This window comes from Acidobacteriota bacterium, assembly GCA_040754075.1.
Taxonomy (GTDB): domain Bacteria; phylum Acidobacteriota; class Blastocatellia; order UBA7656; family UBA7656; genus JBFMDH01.
The window spans coordinates 163,859-183,963 of the sequence record JBFMDH010000004.1; the positions used below are offsets into that span (position 1 = coordinate 163,859).

At 48.5% G+C, this 20,105-nt stretch carries 16 protein-coding genes; 8 read left to right on the forward strand and 8 right to left on the reverse strand.

Annotation, left to right across the window (positions count from 1 at the left end; translation table 11 throughout):
- Positions 1-42 precede the first annotated feature (42 nt).
- Both AB1757_06330 and clpA read left to right on the forward strand, forming a co-directional pair.
- Positions 43-357: an ATP-dependent Clp protease adaptor ClpS gene (locus tag AB1757_06330; GenBank protein MEW6126639.1), complete on the forward strand. Its 315-nt coding sequence runs from the start codon at positions 43-45 to the stop codon at positions 355-357.
- Positions 358-375: 18 nt separating this feature from the next.
- Complete coding sequence (clpA, locus tag AB1757_06335; GenBank protein ID MEW6126640.1) at positions 376-2,640, forward strand: ATP-dependent Clp protease ATP-binding subunit ClpA; 2,265 nt, start codon at positions 376-378, stop codon at positions 2,638-2,640.
- A gap of 59 nt (positions 2,641-2,699) precedes the next feature.
- Here the strand turns inward: clpA and AB1757_06340 are convergent, their stop codons facing one another.
- Complete coding sequence (locus AB1757_06340; protein ID MEW6126641.1) at positions 2,700-3,437, reverse strand: DUF2071 domain-containing protein; 738 nt, start codon at positions 3,435-3,437, stop codon at positions 2,700-2,702.
- A gap of 31 nt (positions 3,438-3,468) precedes the next feature.
- Positions 3,469-3,891 (reverse strand): DCC1-like thiol-disulfide oxidoreductase family protein, encoded by a 423-nt coding sequence (locus AB1757_06345; protein MEW6126642.1) that lies wholly within the window; start codon positions 3,889-3,891, stop codon positions 3,469-3,471.
- Positions 3,892-4,150: 259 nt separating this feature from the next.
- Here AB1757_06345 and AB1757_06350 point away from each other — a divergent pair, with 259 nt between their 5' ends.
- The 3 genes from AB1757_06350 to AB1757_06360 all read left to right on the forward strand — a co-directional run bounded on the left by AB1757_06350 (position 4,151) and on the right by AB1757_06360 (position 6,879).
- Entirely contained in the window at positions 4,151-4,588 is a 438-nt protein-coding gene (locus AB1757_06350) for a prepilin-type N-terminal cleavage/methylation domain-containing protein (GenBank protein ID MEW6126643.1), read from the forward strand.
- A 248-nt stretch (positions 4,589-4,836) separates the two neighbouring features.
- The gene (locus tag AB1757_06355) at positions 4,837-6,282 is read left to right on the forward strand and encodes an ectonucleotide pyrophosphatase/phosphodiesterase (protein ID MEW6126644.1); all 1,446 of its coding nucleotides are present in this window, start codon (positions 4,837-4,839) and stop codon (positions 6,280-6,282) included.
- A gap of 18 nt (positions 6,283-6,300) precedes the next feature.
- On the forward strand, positions 6,301-6,879 hold the full coding sequence (locus AB1757_06360; GenBank protein ID MEW6126645.1) for an HD domain-containing protein: 579 nt from the start codon (positions 6,301-6,303) through the stop codon (positions 6,877-6,879).
- Between the two features lie 86 nt (positions 6,880-6,965).
- On the opposite strand, the gene AB1757_06365 is transcribed toward AB1757_06360, so the two are convergent.
- The 3 genes from AB1757_06365 to AB1757_06375 all read right to left on the reverse strand — a co-directional run bounded on the left by AB1757_06365 (position 6,966) and on the right by AB1757_06375 (position 11,283).
- Positions 6,966-8,765 (reverse strand): hypothetical protein, encoded by a 1,800-nt coding sequence (locus AB1757_06365; protein ID MEW6126646.1) that lies wholly within the window; start codon positions 8,763-8,765, stop codon positions 6,966-6,968.
- A 96-nt stretch (positions 8,766-8,861) separates the two neighbouring features.
- Entirely contained in the window at positions 8,862-10,418 is a 1,557-nt protein-coding gene (locus AB1757_06370) for an Nramp family divalent metal transporter (protein ID MEW6126647.1), read from the reverse strand.
- A 70-nt stretch (positions 10,419-10,488) separates the two neighbouring features.
- Complete coding sequence (locus tag AB1757_06375; protein MEW6126648.1) at positions 10,489-11,283, reverse strand: AAA family ATPase; 795 nt, start codon at positions 11,281-11,283, stop codon at positions 10,489-10,491.
- 316 nt (positions 11,284-11,599) lie between these two features.
- Here AB1757_06375 and gyrA point away from each other — a divergent pair, with 316 nt between their 5' ends.
- Positions 11,600-15,616 (forward strand): DNA gyrase subunit A, encoded by a 4,017-nt coding sequence (gene gyrA / locus AB1757_06380; GenBank protein MEW6126649.1) that lies wholly within the window; start codon positions 11,600-11,602, stop codon positions 15,614-15,616.
- A gap of 108 nt (positions 15,617-15,724) precedes the next feature.
- On the opposite strand, the gene AB1757_06385 is transcribed toward gyrA, so the two are convergent.
- Positions 15,725-15,925 carry a hypothetical protein gene (locus tag AB1757_06385; GenBank protein MEW6126650.1) on the reverse strand — a complete coding sequence of 67 codons (201 nt, stop codon included), beginning with the start codon at positions 15,923-15,925 and terminating at the stop codon, positions 15,725-15,727.
- A 78-nt stretch (positions 15,926-16,003) separates the two neighbouring features.
- Between AB1757_06385 and AB1757_06390 the strand changes: the two genes are divergently transcribed.
- Positions 16,004-16,903 carry a tetratricopeptide repeat protein gene (locus tag AB1757_06390; GenBank protein MEW6126651.1) on the forward strand — a complete coding sequence of 300 codons (900 nt, stop codon included), beginning with the start codon at positions 16,004-16,006 and terminating at the stop codon, positions 16,901-16,903.
- 129 nt (positions 16,904-17,032) lie between these two features.
- Here the strand turns inward: AB1757_06390 and AB1757_06395 are convergent, their stop codons facing one another.
- Both AB1757_06395 and AB1757_06400 read right to left on the reverse strand, forming a co-directional pair.
- Positions 17,033-17,737, reverse strand: coding sequence for a molybdenum cofactor biosynthesis protein MoaE (locus AB1757_06395; protein ID MEW6126652.1), 705 nt, complete (start codon positions 17,735-17,737; stop codon positions 17,033-17,035).
- Positions 17,734-18,150 carry a M67 family metallopeptidase gene (locus AB1757_06400; protein MEW6126653.1) on the reverse strand — a complete coding sequence of 139 codons (417 nt, stop codon included), beginning with the start codon at positions 18,148-18,150 and terminating at the stop codon, positions 17,734-17,736. Before AB1757_06400 ends, AB1757_06395 begins: the two co-directional genes overlap by 4 nt.
- Before the next feature lie 203 nt (positions 18,151-18,353).
- On the opposite strand from AB1757_06400, the gene AB1757_06405 reads away from it, so the two are divergent.
- On the forward strand, positions 18,354-20,087 hold the full coding sequence (locus AB1757_06405) for a hypothetical protein (GenBank protein ID MEW6126654.1): 1,734 nt from the start codon (positions 18,354-18,356) through the stop codon (positions 20,085-20,087).
- Positions 20,088-20,105: the final 18 nt, after the last annotated feature.

The window sequence follows — 20,105 nt, forward strand, 5'->3', positions numbered from 1 at the left end:
TAGCGTGGAAATCTCCATTCAGTCAATGCAAAATAATCACCTATGCCTAAGCCGAATTTACAACCTGAAGAACTGACGATTCCAAAGAGCAAGGAGAAACTTCAAAAACCGCCGCTTTACAAAGTGCTTCTGCATAACGATGACTACACCACGATGGAATTCGTGGTCTTCATTTTAATCAGCGTATTCAAAAAATCGGAAACCGAGGCGTTTGTTATCATGCTCAAGGTTCATCAGGAAGGCATAGGGGTAGCCGGGGTTTATTCATATGAAATTGCCGAGACCAAAGCCGAAAAGGTGATGGCTCTCGCCAGACAAAATGAGTATCCTCTATTATGTACCGTCGAAGAGGAATAAATTATTTTGGGTTCGCTTATGATTACCAAAGAATTACAGACCACTTTGAATCGCGCCATTGATGAAGCCATTAACCGGCGACACGAATATATTACTCTTGAACATTTGTTGTATGCCCTGATGCATGAGAAAACCGGAACCAACGTTGTGCGCAACTGTGGCGGCAACGTCGAAGAACTCAAACGCGACGTTGAAAAATACCTGAATGAAAATTTTGAACCCTTCAGCATTGATGGCGAATACATCCCTGAACAGACGCAAGCCTTTCAGCGGGTTTTGCAACGCGCTTTGTCGCACGCGCAATCGGCAGGACAAAAACAGATTAACGGCGGTGATATTCTGGCGTCGCTCTTGCTGGAATCGCGTTCGATGGCAAAATTCTTTCTGGAAAAACAGGGCATCACGCGCCTCGATGTACTCAATTTTGTTTCGCATGGCATTTCCAAAATCGCTTCGGATAACAATCCTTCGCCCGGCGACGGCATGGATAATGAAGAGATGGAAGAAGAGCCGATTCGCGACCCGCTGGCGGCATTCACTTCCAATTTGATTGAACGCGCCGCTAAAGGCGGCATCGACCCGCTCATCGGTCGCACCAGAGAAGTCGAACGCACCATTCAAGTCCTCTGTCGTCGTCGCAAAAACAATCCCATTTATGTCGGCGACCCGGGCGTCGGCAAAACCGCGATTGCCGAAGGTCTGGCGTTAAAAATTCAACGCGGAGAAGTGCCCGAAGTATTAAAAGGCGTTGATGTCTATGCGCTTGATTTAGGCGGCATGCTTGCCGGAACCAAATATCGCGGCGAATTTGAACAGCGGCTCAAAGCGGTTATCGCCGAACTCAAAAAACGCAAAGGCGCAATTCTGTTCATTGACGAAATTCACACCATCGTCGGCGCAGGCGCAGTCAGCGGCGGTTCGATGGATGCTTCGAATATTTTAAAACCGGCGCTTGCCACCGGCGAACTCCGTTGCATCGGCTCGACAACTTATCCTGAATACAAAGCCTCGTTTGAACGCGACCGGGCGCTGGCAAGACGTTTTCAGAAAATTGAAATCAGTGAAACCACGGTTGATGACACGGTGAAAATTCTCAAAGGCTTGAAGAAATATTACGAAGATCATCACGCCGTCCGCTACAGCAATGAAGCCCTGGAAGCGGCGGTTGAACTTTCAGCAAAATATATCAATGACCGTTTTTTGCCCGATAAAGCGATTGATGTGATTGATGAAGCGGGCGCGGCAGTGAAATTATTGCCGCGTCGCAAACGCCCAAAAACCCTCTACCCGGCAGACATTGAATTGGTGGTGGCGCGCATGGCGAAGATTCCGCCGAAAACGGTTTCGGTTTCCGATAAAGACCGTTTGAAAAATCTGGAAGGCGATTTAAAGAGGGTAATTTTCGGGCAAGACCATGCCATTGAACAGATTGTCCGCACCATCAAAATTTCGCGTTCAGGTTTGGGGCAACCGGAAAAGCCGATAGGTTCTTTTTTATTTTCGGGACCCACGGGCGTCGGCAAAACCGAACTCGCCAAACAGATTGCCAAAACCCTTGGCATCGAATTTTTACGCTTTGATATGAGCGAGTACATGGAAAAACACACGGTGTCGCGTTTGATTGGCGCACCGCCGGGGTATGTGGGATTCGATCAGGGCGGCTTGCTCACCGATGCCATCAATCGCACCCCCTATTCGGTGCTGGTGCTTGATGAAATCGAAAAAGCCCACCCCGATGTTTTCAATATTTTATTGCAGGTGATGGATCACGCGACGCTTACCGATAACAACGGCAAAAAAGCTGATTTCCGCAACGTGGTGTTAATTATGACGACCAATGCGGGCGGGCGCGAAATCAGCAACGATGCGATTGGCTTTCACAAAGGCGCGACCGGAAGCCGTGGTAAAGGCGTCATTGAACGCACCTTCAGCCCCGAATTTCGCAATCGCCTGGATGCCTGGGTGGCGTTTAATTCCCTGGCGTTTGATGACATCAAACACGTCGTTGATAAATTCATCAAAGAGGTGCAGGCGCAGGTTTTTGAAAAGCAGGTCAGTATTGAACTGACAGACGCGGCGCGCAACTGGTTGGCAGAACATGGCTATGACAAATTGATGGGCGCGCGTCCGATGGGACGGTTGATTCAATCGAAAATCAAAGAGCCGCTCGCCGAAGAAATTTTATTCGGCAAATTGCAAATGGGCGGCAAACTCAAGGTTGATGTGCAAGAGGGCGACCTTGCGTTGAGTTATGAGGAAAACGCCGATTCAGTACCGGCATAGAAGAATTATCCATTAAAAAGCGAATGGGGTTGGTTGAAATTTTGCCGAACGGTTAAGGGTTAAAGCCTGACGCCGCGTCTGACGATAATTGCCGAACCTTCGGCGACAAATGCCGAACTCGGTTTTGCCGATAAGGCGTCAACAAATTTTTCGCCGTAAATTGCTTTGGCATCGCAATGTAACTGGGCACTGCTTACCTGCCAGACCTGCCAGGGCGGATGGTCAACCTGATATTCAACCGCGCCGCCATCCTTTTGCGCAGCATAGCCCCAGTAATGCTCGGTGATGAATTCGGCTTCTTCGCCCGAAACCAGGGGTTTTGATTCACCGGCAATTCGCACCCTAAGAAAATTCCAATCGCCTCGATGACGCCAGCCGTATTCAACCTGACTGTTATTTTTTAAGTTATGGTTTTCTATTTCAAGCTGATGGCGCATGGGCATCGCGACATAATTTTCGTTGTACACCACGCGCGCCACCGTGGCGATGGCAAAACGCGGAACGATTTCTTTGATGAAGACTACGCCGCGCCGCCAACCTTCACTGGCTTGGTGGCGAACATAAAAACGCAGATTCAACTCTTCAAAATTTCGATGAAAGGGAATCGCTAAACCCAAAACTTTGGTATTTAAAAAGAGAAAACCGACGACGCTCACGAAGGTTTTGCCGTTCCAGGTGTCGAGTTCGGTTCCCGCCGGAACGTAGGGGCGCAAGATGTCTGGCTCAATCTCAAAATTGAGCATCGTTAAATATTTCCATTCGGCGGTAAGAAAAACTTTAGCTTGGTTTGCGCTCATTATAATGAATTCACTGATTCAGCAATTGATTTCATGCCATATCAAGAAAGCGCGCGCGAACTTCCGGTGCAGGCAACAGACAATGGTCATATTTGCCAAACAACCGGTAGCGATACCTGGCAAACAGGTCATAAAAAAAATCGCGAATCGGTCGCGGGATAATATAAAAAATTAGAAAGAATTTCCACCAACCGCCCAGGTAGTTGGCGACTTTCAGTGCGCCGCTTGACCGCACATATAAGCGTTCAGCGGATTCGTAGTTCTCAACAAAAATCAGGGAATCAATATTTTCCAGATGATGGCGGGCTAAAATTTTTTTCCCCAATTCACTTTGCAGCGGCGCAAATTTCAGAGTGCCTTGTTTGTCGTGACTCAGGATAGTTCGTATGCTTTGGTTACAAAAACCACAAACCCCATCATAGAGTAAAAGCTGATTTCCGGAAGACTTTGTCATGTCAATTTAAATGAATTCAGTAACGTTCTCTTAGGTCTTAGCGATTCTAAAAGGTTCAGGCAAGTTTTTCTACCCTTCCTGAAAATTCAAATTCAAGGTGAAAAATTAAAATTCACTCATCGCTTCCCGGTTCGGGGAGTCAACGAGAATGGCTGGGTTGACCAACCTGATGGATAAAAAGTTATGGCACACGCCTTGCCAATGTTTGATGTCTGAAGTTTGAGTAGGCTCTGAAATTTAACAGGAATTCAGGAGAAAAATGATGGTAAAGCCAAAACATGAGCGTGGATTTTCGCTGATAGAATTGCTGCTGGTCGTAACGATTATGGGCGTTCTGGCTGCTATTGCCGTTCCCGCCTTGCGTCGCTCAAGACATCTGGCTCAGGGCGCATCGGCAATTCAAACGCTGAAAGTGTTTGGCAGCGGACAAATTTTATATGAAAGAAAATACGCGGGTTATGGCACCTTGGCGCAACTTTACAGTGAAAATATTATCGACCCGATTGTTGCTACCGGCACAAAAAGCGAATACAACTTTACGCTAACCGTTGGTCCAACCGGGAAGACTTTTACCATCAACGCCAACCCGCAATCGTTTTCCGCTGAAGGCGACTTTTACTTCATGGATGAAACCGGCGTGATTCGTTCAAACAGGGGCGCACCGGCGAATGCCTCCAGCCCACCGATACCCCGATAGCGATTAAAGTGACATAAATTGGCATTTTGAGTGGCGAGATTTGGAAAACGGTTCACCGAAATATAGGTTTAAATATTTTGGTGAACCGTTTTTTTGCGCTGACTCGAAAAGGCTTCTTCCTCAACCGAACCACCCTCAAAAGCTATCTCAAACTTTGACTTGCCTTGAAACAATGATAGGCTTGAATTGAAAGCATCAACCGTTCATCCGAGTTCGCTTCAAAAAATTCAAATCAGGTGGAGTCATTGATGAATAGACGACGTTTGCAATCGGCAAAATGCAGGCTTTTAAGTTTATTATTATTGGCGCTAATCATTTTCAACCTGTTGTCGATAGCTACAAACTATTCTGCCAATGCTCAATCAGCGATTGCTAGCGCGCATGTCGTGGTGATTTCCATAGATGGATTGATGCCGGATTATTATCTCAACTCCACGCAAATCGGCATAAAGCTTCCGACCTTAACGCAAATGAAATTGAACGGCGCATATGCCGAAGGCGTCGAAGGGGTTTATCCATCGGTGACTTATCCGGCGCACACGACATTGATTACTGGTGTCAAACCGGCAACCCACGGCATCGTACAAAATCGTATCTTTGAAGCGCCCGATGCCCCGCAAACCAAAGAGTGGTACTGGTTCGCCAACGCGGTAAAAACCGAAACCCTCTGGTCGATGGCAAAAAAAGCCGGACTCAAAACTGCCGCCATCGGCTGGCCCGTCACGGTCAATGCCGAAATTGATTACAATGTGCCGGAAATATTTGACCCCAAAGAAAACCCGCCAACCGGAAAACGCACCTTGCAATATGCAACGCCGGGTTTATTGCAAAATGCTCTGGTCGCCGGCAAAGAGATGACGACCGACGGACGCCGCACGGCGGTCAGCGAATACATCATTAAAAATTACCAGCCTGATTTATTACTGGTGCATCTGGTTGAATCCGATGATGCGCAACATAAACACGGGCCGCGTTCACCTGAAGCTCTTGCCACTATCGAACGCCTTGACGGATATGTGGGGCGCATCATCGAAGCCACCAAACAGGCGGGGGTGTTTGAGAAAACCACATTTTTTATTGTTTCCGATCACGGTTTCGCGAAGATTAATCAGAAGTTTTTCCCGAACGTTGTCCTGGCTAAAGCGAAACTGATTACCGTCGATAGCAACGGAAAAGTGGCAGATTGGCAAGCCGCTGCCTGGCCTGCCGGGGGCGCATGCCCGATTGTTCTCCGGGATACGAATGACCAGGAGAGCGCAAAAAAAGTTCAAGAATTGTTCAGCAAATATCTGACTCGCACGCATAGTCCCCTCAGCCGCCTGGTTTCTGTTGCGGACGCCAAACGACTGGGCGCTGTGCCGCAAGCCACAGTAATTTTAGAGGCGGCACCGGGCTTTTCATTTGATGAAGCCTTAACCGGCGATGAAGTGCAAAGTTCAGGCGCAACCTACAAGGGCACGCATGGCTATTTGCCTTCGCGCCCGGAAATGTATGCTTCATTGATTATCTATGGCGCGAATGTGCGCGTTGGCGCAAAACTTGCGCTTGCAAAAATGATTGATATTGCGCCGACGGCGGCTGCCTGTCTCGGACTTTCATTTGAAAAAGCCGAAGGCAGACCGCTGGCTGATTTAGTTAAACCGGCAATCCTTCCCAAACCGCAAACCGATAAAAAGAAAAAGGCGAAAGCCTGATTGATTGAGTGAAAGCTTATGGTTTACACAAGAGATTTTGCTTATCTCGAAGAAAAATTAATTACGCATTTAAGCGATGATGAATTGTACAACGTGCAACGCGCCTACGAAGTCGCGGAAAAAGCCCACACCGGGCAACGGCGCGATGAAGGCACCGCCTACATCGTTCATCCCGTGCGCGTTGCCGTAACCCTTGTTGATGAACTCGATATGTACTCGCCGAAACTGATTTGCTCGGCGCTGTTGCACGATGTGATTGAAGACAGCCCGACAACGCGCGCAGAAATCGCCGCTGGTTTTGGCGAAGAGATTGCCGAGATTGTCTGGCTGCTGACCAAGTTTGAAGACGTCAGCCTCGCCGTTTACCTCGAAGAAATCGAAGCCGCGCATCATACGGGCGCGCCGATTGTCAAACTCTGCGACCGGTTGGATAATTTGCGCTTCATTTCGCATTCGCCGAAACTCGAAAAGAAATATCGTTACGCCGACACCACGGAAAAATATTATTTGCCGATGGCGCAAAGAACGAATGCCTATTTATACAGAGAGTTAAACCGCGCCCTCGACGCATTAAAAATCGCGCTTGGCAGCGAATGATTTAACGCTCGTAGCTATTTGCGACTATGTTGAAGCGCCGTCAGAGATTGCTCCCTTAACCGCAGTAACTTGGTTTGTAAGGAGTTCTACGGTAGCAGTTTTTCGTAAGCTCTCAGCATTTGTGAATCAGGGAATAATTTTTGACAGTGGTTTAACGATGCGCGAGCCTTCTCTTTTTCTCCGGCGGATAGTTGAGTTTGAACCAGCGAATAACCGGCGAGCCGAAGATCGGCTTGCAACTCCAGTGCGCTTTGCAAATCCTTCTCAGCCTCCGCATAAGCTTGTCGTTCGAGATTGCGAATGCCGGAGGCTAAGCGTTTATAAGCAGAATCGCCAGTCGCTTGGATTTGCGGAAGCGGGGCTTCGGTGGCGCGTACCAATAAAACCGAGACTGCATCATCGTAGAGCAATCGCCAACGTCCCGAACTGATCAGTTGCGCCAGCGGTTTACCCTCCTGATTTCTTGGAAACAGAATATATTGTGCGCCGGAAGATTCGATGATGTCTTCCCACCCTTGGCGAAACCCTTGAACCATTGAATAGCGAATCAGGGTTTGATCATCGAAAACCGTGTCGGCACGCCCATCGATGAAAACTTTCATGCGCCCTTTGGTGCGATAGTGCAGATATCCGCCCCAGTTGAAATAGGCAAAAACCTTGCCTTCCAGTTGATTGGTTTCGATAAAATTACAGGTTTCGACAGGGAAATTATCTTCGGCAACCAGGTAATGAAAAGCTCGCGCCGTATGCGGATAAGGAGCCAGCCACAGGAAACCGATGAGGGTGGCAATCGTCGGAAAAATGAATTGCGGCACCTTCTGCCATTGGGTCGCAAACAGATAAGCCATCACCGGCGCTACTACTAAACTTTGAGCCATCGCCAATAGCGGAATAAACCGACGACTGGTAAGCGACATCATCAGGGTCAATAAACCGAGCAGCAATTCAGCAACCGGCAGCCCCTTTTCTTTACGATAAGTTTTGGAGACCAGGATAAAAAATCCGCTTAAAATGAAAACCCCAATCATATAAGGATAAAGCAGAGAATGAATGCCCCCGGCTTGAAAAGGAGATTGCCATTCGTCAATCGCAATGGCAAAAGGCGAGTTTTTATCAAAAGCATACTTCAGCGGATAGGTGAAAGCGCGCAGTCCGTTCGGGTTCAGGAAACAGGCAATCACACAGCTTGCGAAAATCAAAATGGGCTTTCGATTATTCACCAAGCCGGTTTTATAAATCTCAACGCCTAAAATTATTACAAGCACTAAAAGCCCGAAAAAAAAGCCGCCATGCAAATTAACCCAAACCAGAAAAAGAAGCGGCAGAAATCGCGGAAAATTTTTCGGCAATCCGAAAAACAGGAGTAGCGCAAAGCCGAGCAGCGAATATAAATGTGGTCGGATGTCTAAAAACGGAGTGGCTGTGGCAATGCCAAATAAAACCGCCAGGTAACTTGACAGCGGGTCTTTTACCCATCGCCGAATCGTGTATAACAGCAGTCCAAACGTAGAAATGACCATCAGCCATTTCCAGTAAACCAGCGATGAGACACCAAATAAATTCCCCCAGATTTGATAGATAAAATCTGCAAGCCATTCATGCTGTAACCACGGTTGCCCCTGCCGTGTAAATGACCACGAATCAACCAGGGGCAATGAGCGGCTTTCATAAATCAAACGACCGGTGGCGATGTGCCACCAGAGGTCTGATCCACGCATCATCGTATAACCGAATGACCAGAATGTAATCCCCGCTGCCAGATACCAAAGCGCCGTCACCATTCGGGTATTTTTCAAAAGTGGTTGAGGAGTGGCGGGAGATTCAACGCCCTGCACAGGAATACCATTGTCCGCCTTTTGCGGCGACTTAATTTTTCTGGTCTTCATTTAAATCTTCTCCAAAAGACCCTGGCTGGGGTTTGGAGGCGAATAGCCACAGAACGATTTCCACTTCATGAGCAAAGGATGATGTCGAGATTTGATTTACCAATATTTCGTGAAGGTAAACAAAAAGCCTTTCTCTTTATCCGGCACGATGCCGCCCATCAACCACAGGTAGACAAAAAAGCCGTAAAACACCGACATAAAAATTAGCGCCGCCCGACGCCACATGGGTGGACGCAAGGCTTGCGGCAAAAATTTGGTGTTGAGGTAAACCAGATGAATGGCGCTGAAAACAAAAACCAACCCCGCCATGTTCGCGCCCAGTTGTAAAAGAATAATCGGCTGGGTAATCCTTAACGCAAGCAATCCCCAAATCACCACAACGGTTAAAACCGTGTAATAAACCACGCGCACATCGCCGCCGCGCCAGTTGCGTATACGTTCGTTGCCGCTCCATAAAATGTCTGTCACAGACCGCGCCATGCCTTCGATTAAATCAAGCTGCGTTTTAAATAACACCCAGACGCTCATGATCGCTAAGATAATCGTTAATGCCGCGCCCCCTCGCGCCGACATGGCATAGGCGAGTTCGGCAGCAACCGCCAGTCCGCGAATCTCTTTTCCGGGTTGAATCGCCGAGGTGTACAAAATCGCCGGAAGTCCCATGCCTAAAATCGCGCCGATAAAAAAGACGCTCCACTGGTCGATGCTGATGATGCGCCACCAGCCGCGCCATTTGCTTAAACTCTCTTGGTTGATGTCGAACACCGAACCAGTGTGCGCGAGTTTGACTTGCTGTCCGCCGACTGCCGCTGGAATAAAACCTACGACTTTGCCCATTCCGTAACCTTTATCGCGCGCATAATTCGAGAGCATCAAATTGCCGACACCCCCCATTCCCGAATAGGCTGCAAATGCGCCAATCAAAAACCAGTCAGCCCCCGCGGGAAAGAGAGAAAAACTTTTGCTCTCTAAATCGAAAGCGAAAAATCCCGCCGCTGCGCCCAGCCATTTGCTCGAACTGCCGTATAAAACGCAAAGCACGATGAGCGTTCCCAGTATGCAGACAATCAATGTCCAGTTGAGAATTTCCAAAGTTCGTTCAATGCGTTTGCCACTGAAAACCAGAATGGCGACGCAGACTAAAAATGTAGCCACGCTAATCAGGTAGACGGTATTTGAATCCGAGGCTTCTGCCATGCGCCCGGCAAACAGAAAAAAGATTGCGCCCGCTGCAGACCCCGCCCAGGCGGGCCAGCCGACCTGAAAAAACGACAGCACCGCATAAAACCACGCCCAGAAGGTTGAACTCGGGCGGGTGCGCATAAACCCTGTAATCACCGGCTCGCCGGTGTAGAGCGCATAGCGCATGACTTCGGTGTTGAAGATGGTTTGTAAAACGATGGCAACCCCTGTGACCCACAACAGCGTCAGTCCGTACTTGACGAACGCCGCAGGTCCCAACAGCCATTCGCCGCTGCCGATGGACGCGCCGAGAATAATTGCGCCAGGCCCGATGACGCCGAGGATTTTTATACCGGCAGTGTTCGGTGGTGCGGGGAGTTCGGCTTTTTTCCAGGGGTCGAGACCGGATTGCGCTTCGATGCCGGTTGAGTGGTCAGTTGATACAGGTTTGCCAGATGTTTCGGTTGCCAATGTTTTCGCTCCTGATTTCGGTATGTGCAGGCGCGAAGCATAAAAACGAAAAGCGGAAAATGCAAATGATTTACAGGCGTCTCAGAAAAGATTCGGGATTATTTAAAAATGCCCGCGTCAGAGTGACGTGTTCGAGGTCATCGTAAGCCACTGCTTTTATCGGTTGATGATCGAAACTGTAAATCGTCGCCTGTGGGTATGCCATCAGAATTGGCGAGTGGGTAGCGATAATAAATTGCGCATCTTCGGCGACCATCTCTTTGAGCATCGCTAAGAATGAGAGTTGTCTGAGCGGTGAAAGCGGGGCTTCGGGTTCATCCAGCAAATAGAGTCCACCGGCAACGAATCGCGCCTGAAACAATTTTAGAAATGATTCGCCGTGTGAATTGGCATCGAGGTTTTCGCCGTACTTTTCTATCAAGGCGCGTTTTTGACTGAGCGCCGAACCTTTCGCCAATCCAAGCGCATAGCCGGTGAATTTCTGCTTATACGCTTCGGCGAGTTCGTCCATCTCTTCCATCAGATGGGACACCCGTTTGGCAAAGCCGAAAAAATCTTCGGCGCGCAAAAAGAAGCCGCGATGATTGCGCGTGCGCCAGGCGAACTTCAACTCTTTGCCGAGTCGTCTGGCTCCCGATAAGGTTTTGTCGCGCCCGACATCTTCTGCGCCGACCGTGACCGCGTTGACGCCGGCGGCAATCGCTTCCATCAACGTCGATTTGCCGGAGCCGTTTTCGCCGACAAAAAAGGTGACAGGTGAATCAAACGACAGTTCCGTGAAGTTTTTCACCAGCGGCAAATTGAGCGGATAAACCGGCGAATTTCGCGGTTTGGTTTTTAGCTTGACGCTCAGTAATTGAATCATAAAATCCGCCTCTTTGAGGCGCGTCAAAAAGCATTATACACGCTCACCAAATAGAGCGAATCGTAGCGGCGAGAAAATGCAAAAAATGCCGATTTTTATTGATGATTTTATGCACTTTACTTTGTCAAAAAAGCTCCCGTCAGGTAGAATTATTTTTGCTTAAAAAACGAAGAAACATCCCGAAACAATACCCGAATTTTTTCGTCGAGGATGAAGAAAAAAACTCATATTTACCCCACAATTTGTACCCTTGTTCCGGGTTTTGTGTGAAGGCGCAAAACCACAGCAGAAGCTTTTATAAAGAAGAGGAGAACGAATGACTGAAGTAATTCAGAGGATTCCCGTAAATATTGAAGAAGAGATGAAGCGTAGCTATCTGGACTACGCCATGAGCGTCATCATCGGTCGCGCCTTGCCCGATGCCCGCGACGGGTTAAAGCCCGTACATCGGCGCATTCTTTATTCAATGCACGAGCAGGGACTCGGACCCGGCAAGGCTTACAAAAAATCGGCGACGGTCGTCGGCGATGTGCTCGGTAAATATCACCCGCACGGCGATAGCGCGGTCTATGATGCAATGGTCAGAATGGCACAGGATTTTTCCCTGCGCTATATGCTGGTTGACGGACAAGGCAACTTTGGTTGCTTCACCGGTGATACCAAAATCAAATTGCTTGACGGAACCGAGCGCACTTTTGAAGAGTTGTCACAATTACCACCTGATGAGATTTTCTATGTATACTCCGTAGATTCTGCGAAACGCATAGTCGTTGGTGAAGGCAAACATTCCCGAATTACCCGCCGTAACGCTGAGTTGGTGGAATTGACTTTTGATGATGGCTCAACGGTGCGCTGCACCCCTGATCATCGTTTTATGTTGCGTGACGGCACTTGGAAACAAGCGCAACACCTTACCATAGAGGACAGTTTGATGGTTGGTTATTTTGACACTGCACCAGTCAATCAGGAAACGAATGACTATTTGCGAGTTAAGCAACCGACTACAGGTGAATTTGTATTCATTCATAGGTTGGCTGATGAATACAACCGGAAAAAAGGATTGACCGAAAAGTTTAACAGTGCGTTTGTGCGTCATCATAAAAACGGCAAACGCTTTGATAACCGCCCATCCAATATTGAGCGTATGACTTGGCTTGAACATTTACATTTGCACGCTAAGCAAATTCGCATGCTCTGGGAAACGCAAGAATTCAGAGAGGCACAAAAGAAAGGTGTTCAAGATTATTATGCGAAACATCCGGAAGTCAGAGAAATCCGTCGCCAAAGAATGATTGCTCAAAATAAGAGTGAAAAGTTTCGAGAGGAAAATGGCAAGCGGGTTTCTAAAACTCTACGCGAAAAGCATAAATTGAATCCTGAAATCGCCAAACGACGAGGCGAGTATCTGCGTCAACTGTGGCAAGATGCAGATTATCGCGCCAAGATGAGTAAGGCTTTGAAAGGCATTGAAAAGCGTCCCCTAACAAGTGTGCAGAAAAGAAAGATTAGCAAAATTATTTCAGAAAAGAGTCGCTTAATGTGGAATGATGAAGGAATGCGCAAATTCATAACTCAGTCCATTATTAAGTCATTAAGCGATCCTAAAGTGCGAAAGAAATTGAGTGAGCATAGTCGTCGTTTATGGCAAGACCCCTCATATCGTGCCAAATACGCACAAGACCATCACAAAAAGATGGCAATGGCTTTGTGGGCTAAACCCGAAACTCGACCCTTGCATCGTGAAAAAATATTACGACAATGGCAAGACCCAAATTTCAAAGCCGCACACCTAAAAGGACGCAAAAAATATTTTGCTCGAAGAATAAAAGAAAACCCACAGTGCATGGCTCAGCTTACAGAGAGAGCTAAAATCGCGCTTACTCAAAAGTGGAAAGATGAAAACTACAAGAAAAAAGTCATGCGAACAAAAATCGTAGGCTATGCCTCACGATTGATTGCAGAATTTGGAAAATCACAATTGACACCTGAGTGTTATGATGCCCATCGAAACGCACAATGGATTCCGAACAGCAATAAGGTTTTGAGTTACTTTCAGAGTTTTGAGGAATTGATTACGGTTGCATCAACACATAATCACCGCGTTGTGAGTATGCGTTGGCTGGATGAAAAAGTTGATGTTTATGACATTACCGTAAACGAACATCACAACTTCATGCTTGCCAACGGTTGCATTGTTCATAATTCTGTGGATGGCGACAATGCGGCGGCTTATCGTTACACCGAAGCGCGACTGACACGCATCGCTACGGAACTGCTTGCCGACATTGATAAAGACACGGTCGATTTCGTCCCCAATTATGATGAATCGCGAGAAGAACCGACGGTGCTGCCGGCGCGTTACCCCAATCTTTTAGTCAATGGTTCGGGCGGCATCGCTGTCGGGATGGCGACCAACATTCCGCCACACAATTTGAGTGAAATCATCGAGGCGACGATCTACCTGATTCAAAATCCCAATGCGCGACTTTCGACCTTGATGAATTATGTGCCGGGGCCGGATTTTCCGACCGGCGGATTTATCTATGGTCGCGAAGGCATCAAGAATGCCTACGAAACCGGACGCGGTTCAATCGTCATGCGCGCTAAAGTCGCTATTGACCGTGGGGGGCGGTCGGGCGAACGCATCGCCATCGTCGTCACCGCGATTCCTTATCAGGTCAATAAATCGAAACTCATCGAACGCATTGCCGAACTCATCAACGAAAAGCGCATCGAAGGCATCGCCGATTTGCGCGATGAATCCGACCGCGAAGGCATGCGCATCGTGATGGAACTCAAACGTGATGCTATCCCCGACATTGTGTTGAACAATCTTTACAAACTCACGCCCATGCAACAGTCGTTTGGCATGATCAATCTCGCCATCGTCAACGGTCAGCCGCGTGAGTTGAACCTGGTTGACACGCTCAACATTTTCATTGAACACCGTCGCGATGTGGTGTTGCGACGCACCCGTTATGAACTGCGCAAAGCTGAAGCGCGCGCCCATATCCTCGAAGGCTTAAAGAAAGCCTTAGACCATCTCGACGCCGTGATTTCGCTGATTCGCAAATCGAAGACCAGTGTTGAAGCTCGCGAAGGCTTGATGGCGAAATTTCAATTTTCTGAGATTCAGGCAAAAGCCATTCTCGAAATGCAGTTGCAAAGACTCACAGGGCTTGAACGCCAGAAGCTTGAGGATGAATACAAAGAGGTCATTCAACGCATCGCCGAATTGCAGGAAATCATTTCCAACGAATCGGTGCTGCGCAATGTGATTGTCAAAGAATTGCGCGAAGTGCAACACGCCTATGGTGATCAACGCCGCACCGAAATTATCGAAGCGGGCGCGGAACTCACCATCGAAGATTTGATTGCCGATGAAGATATGGCAATCACGGTGACGCATTCCGGTTACATCAAACGCACGCCGGTATCTGTGTATCGCGCCCAACGTCGCGGTGGAACCGGCAGACGCGGCGCGTCGCTTAAAACCGAAGATGTGGTTGATCACATCTTTGTCGCCTCTGCGCACAGCTACGTCATGATATTCACCAACAAAGGCAAAGTGCATCGCCTGAAAGTCCATGAAATTCCTGATGCGGCGGCAGCCGGGCGCGGCAAAGCGATTGTCAATCTCGTCAACATTCCCAAAGAAGAGAAATTCGCCGGGATTTTAGCAGTCCGTGATTTTGAAGAAGGTCAGTTTGTGGTGATGGTGACGCGCAAAGGCACGATTAAAAAGACCGAGCTTTCCGAATTTGCCAACATTCGCGGCTCAGGCATTATTGCGATGGGCGTCGATGATGATGATGAACTCCTGGCGGTTGAACTCACTGACGGCACCAAGAAAATTTTCATTGCCACGCGCGAAGGCATGGCAATCTGTTTTGAAGAAACCGATGTGCGTTCGATGGGCAGACCGGCTTACGGGGTGCGCGGCATTACGCTTGGCAAAGGCGATTATGTCATCAACGTTGCGGCGGTCAGTGAAGGCGTGGAAATTCTTTCGATTTCAGAAAACGGTTTCGGCAAACGTACAGCAATTGATGAATACCGTTTCCAATCGCGCGGCGGCAAAGGCGTCATCAACATGAAGACTTCGGAACGCAACGGCATGGTAGTCGCTTCGATGCCGGTAAACGATGAGAGTCAGGTGTTGATTATCACCGAGCAAGGCAAACTGATTCGCGTCGAAGCCAAAGGCATTCGCGTGTCGGGTCGTTCAACTCAGGGGGTGAAATTGATTGACACCTCTGACGGTGACAAAGTTTCTGCGGCGTCGCTCATTGAACAACAGGTCGAGGTGACCGAAACCAATGGCGTGAGTTGATATTTATAAAGACAGCGTAACTGTAGGGGCAAGTGAGTACACTTACTGTCCAAAGCCCGAATCGGTGACAACCGATGAAATTTATTTTGCGTTAGTGGCGCGCAGTATTTAGTAATCATTGTTTTGCGGCTGTGCCGCTTTGATGTGCGGAAAGTCTCTGACTTTCCGCGCCGCCTTGCCACTCAACGCTTGCGGCTGTGCCGCCAATTTGGAGCGTAGCCCCGAACCGTTGGCAAAGGGTCTCGGCGGGGCAAAGCCCGCGTCGCACAGCAAAGCGGCACAGCCGCCAGCAGCTTGAGCGCCTGTCATTGCACGCCGGTATCGCAAAATCCGGGCAGGTATGAGACCTGCCTCTACTTTATATTTGATTGGTTTAGAGCCGTAAAAATGGATTTGCAGCAAATAGAGATTCAGGAAATAAAAATTCGCGATTTGTTAAAAAGTAAAAAGACCCTCTTGGTTATCACGCTTCTTCTTACCTTGATCTTTTCATCATCCCTATTTTTAACTTCGTGCAAACGCGGCATCGAAGAGTCGTTGAAACGCGCCAATAAAGCCTGGGATGCGGAAGATTATGAAACGGCGGTCGAAGAATATGAACGCTACCTGGCGGCTTATCCCACCGGTGAACCCGCGCAGGATGCCCGGTTTCAACTCGCCAATATTTATTATTTTCATTTGAAGCGATACGAACAGGCGCGCGCCCACTATGTCGAATTCATCAATCAATCGCCTTCGCATCCCAATGTTTTTGCCGCCCGTGAGAGACTTGCGGAAGTGCTCAGTGAGTTGGGGCGCTCCTATGAAGCGATTGCCGAATATGAAAATCTCAATCTGCCTGACCCCGATGAGCGTCGCCGCATTCGCCTGCGCATCGCCGATTTGTATTACGACCATAAAAACTACAGTCAGGCACTCACCGAATATGAAAAGGTCGTGAGTCGTGCCGATTATGATTTGATGACCGAACAGGCGCTCTTGCGTGAAGCGTCGATTTATCATTTAACCCGCAGTCAACCCAAACTCGCCTTGCCGGTCTATCAGAGACTCGCTACAGAAAGCGCCGATGAGAAAGTGAAACTGCGCGCCACTTACGGCGTTGCCGATTGTTATGCGGAGCTGTTTGAAATTGAAAATGCCGTGAAAACCTTGCGTTCGATTGAACTACCCGCCGAACAAGCCTACATCAACAAACGCATCAGTGAACTTGAAGGTCGTAAGCGCGAAGCCTCGCAGGCGCGTGAAGCGGTTCAAAAAGCCGGACCACAAGGCAGCGGCGAACAGTAAGAAGAAAAAAGGCAAAAGGCAAAAGTTAAAAGGCAAAAGTCAAAATACTTTGGACTAAAATTTTCTACGCTTGTTATTACCTCGAAATCTCATTTACGGTTTTCATTTTTGCTTTTTGCCTTTTGCCTTTTAACTTTTGCCCTCCGCCTCTGGCGGCTCGCCTTCGACCCAGATTTCGCCGTCCTCGAAAAATTCTTTCTTCCAAATCGGCACAATTTTTTTCAAGCGGTCAATCGCATAATGACACGCCTCGAAAGCGATGCGGCGATGCGCCGAAGTAACGATAATGACGACGCTCGACTGGCTGATTTCCATTCGCCCCAAACGATGAATGATGCCGAATCGGTTAATCGCCCATTGCTCGTGAACTTCGCGCCCGATTTGCGCCAGAGTTTTCAAAGCCATCGATTCATAGCCTTCATATTCGAGATAAAGGGTCGGGCGACCTTTGGTGTTGTTGCGCACCACGCCATCGAAAATCACTACCGCGCCTGAGTCGCCTTCAAGCAGGCGGGCGCGAAAATCCGCAATGTTTATCGGCGCTCTGGTGATTTCAAAAATATCTGCGTGTTCGTCTTCGCCGCCGCTTACCGGCGGCAAGATGGCGAGTTGGTCGTTATTGGATAGTGATTGATTCAATGAAGCGTACTCTTCGTTGACCGCAAACATCAGGCTGCGCTGCATTGCCGCAAGACGTGGAAACTCGGATTTAAGCATCGCAAACGCGCTTTCGACGGTTGCCGGTTGAATTACGCTGAGTTCGATTTGTTGTTTACCTGCAAACTCACGCGCCTGCCCGAATAATAAAACGGTGATCGTAATGGTATCGCTCATAAATTATTGATGATTGAAATTTCGATTTCGTTAAACACTTCGTCTTCGATTGTAAACGCTCGCAATTCCATCGGGTTTAAAAGTGAAATGATAAAGTAAATCGCATCCGGGTAAAAAGCCATCTCGACATCTACGCGCGAAGGGAAAGCCGGGCTGCGCGGATGCGAATGATAGATGCCGAGCATCTCTTCGCCCGCTTCACGAATTTGCCGCATGGCTTTGAATAACGCTTCGGGCGCGGCGAAATATCGCGTACAGGGTTTTTCCGCAACATTGGCGAGCGGATAGGTTGAAGCGATTTTATCGCCCCTGCCGCCAAGCAATCCGCAACACTCATTTGGCGCACATTGTAAAGCGTGGCTTTCGATTTTGCTGCGCGCCATTTCGCTAATGGTGATTTCTTCTCGGCTCATGGATTAACCCAATAAAAAAATTCTTCCTGACATTAATGATTAAATTTTCCCCGGCGTTTGAGAATCATCAGGGCAATGCATATTATAGTGCGGCTTGTGAAAGAGGGGAAAATACAAAGCGATTGATGCGGGAGTTTAATTGCTGAAAAATCGTAGACGTTAATAAACCATCTGAAAACCCTATGCTTTGGAGAAAATTTTTGATGAATAACAGAATGATTGAAGTTATGAATAACAAAATTTTGCTTTCAATCATTCTGTTATTCACTCTCGCGCATCCATTTTTTGCTGCGCCAAAAAATATTAAATTAAAACCGACGCCGCAGAAATCCCGCGCGTTTTACAACGCTGATGACTCACAAATTCCCGCAACGATTCGCCAAGGGCTGGCAATGCCCAAATCTAATGCCCAATCAAACAACGGCAACTGGCGCGTAGAAGACGATGCCTTCGTCCGTGAATCGCCAACCAAACTCCGGCTTTCATTCAAAGAAGGTTTGCCCATCGGGAATCTCAAAACCATCGCCATCACCACGGACGGCGCGGTGTGGGCTGGCGGCAATGAAGGACTGGTGCGTTATCAGAAAGCTCTGCATCCGTGGGATAGGTGGCAATATTTTGCCGGCAAACGCTACTTGCCATCCGACGAAGTCATCGCCTTGGTTGCCGGTGAAGCTGGCTCCATCTGGGCGCGAACTTCTGCGGGCATCAGCCATATCGAAATGCGCCCGATGACGCTCGCTCAAAAAGCCGCGTACTTTGAAGAACGCATCGAAAAACGTCACAAACGACATGGATTGGTGGCGGATTCTCAATTTCTTGAATCCGGCAACACGGCTACTTCGCATCAATACCCGAATGATAATGATGGATTATGGACGGCGATTTATGCGGCGGCTGAATGTTTCCGTTATGCGGTGACCACAGACCGTGAAGCCTTGTCATCGGCTAAACAATCGCTTGAAGCCATGCTCAGGCTGGAATCGATCACCGGGCGTTCGGGTTATCCTGCACGTTCGTTTCGCCACAAAGATGAGCCGCGTCACAAAGACGGTTTCTGGTATTTCACGCCGGATAAAGAATGGGAATGGAAAAGTGATACCAGTTCGGATGAACTGGTCGGGCATTTTTTCGCTTATGCCATCGCTTATGATTTGTTGCCGGACGTTGAACTTAAAAAGAAAATTCAAGGCATCGTTCAGCGCATCACCGATCACATCATCGAGAACCAATATTACTTGATTGATGTCACCGGCAAGCCGACGCGCTGGGGGCGCTGGAGTCCAGAATATTTTGCTGACCCCGACGGGCATGAAGACAGCCCATTGAATGCGCTGGAACTCTTATCGTTTTGCAAGGTGGCGCATCACATCACCGGCGAAGCGCGGTTTGGGCGTGAGTATCGCAAGTTGATTGATGAACTCGGCTATCACCGGATTGTCACCGAATACCTGGAACGTGTGAAGGAGTTGAATTATTCGGATGAAGAGTTGGCGATGCTGTCGTTTTATCCGTTGATGCAATACGAAAAAGATGCGAGGTTATTGAAATTCTATCGCGAAGGCATGGCAGATTGGTGGGTGAACATCAAACGCGAAGCGAACCCATTGTGGACTTTCATTTATGCGGCGAGTCATCCGCAAAAAAATTCGCCGCTTGCCGACGCCGCGCGCACGCTTTATCGCATTCCGATGGATTTGACGAAATGGAGTGTCAGGAATATGCATCGTCGCGATGTGACGTTTGCCAAAGAACTCGACCGCCATAATGAACAAGAGATTCTGCAACTCTTAGCGCCCGATGAACGGCGGGTGATGCGTTGGAACAGCAATCCGTTTCAGCCCGACAGCAAAACCGATGGACGCGGCGAAGATGATGGCGCATTCTTTTTGCTGCCGTACTGGATGGGGCGTTATCATAAACTTATCGTTGAGTAGTTAAAAAAGTTCACGGTT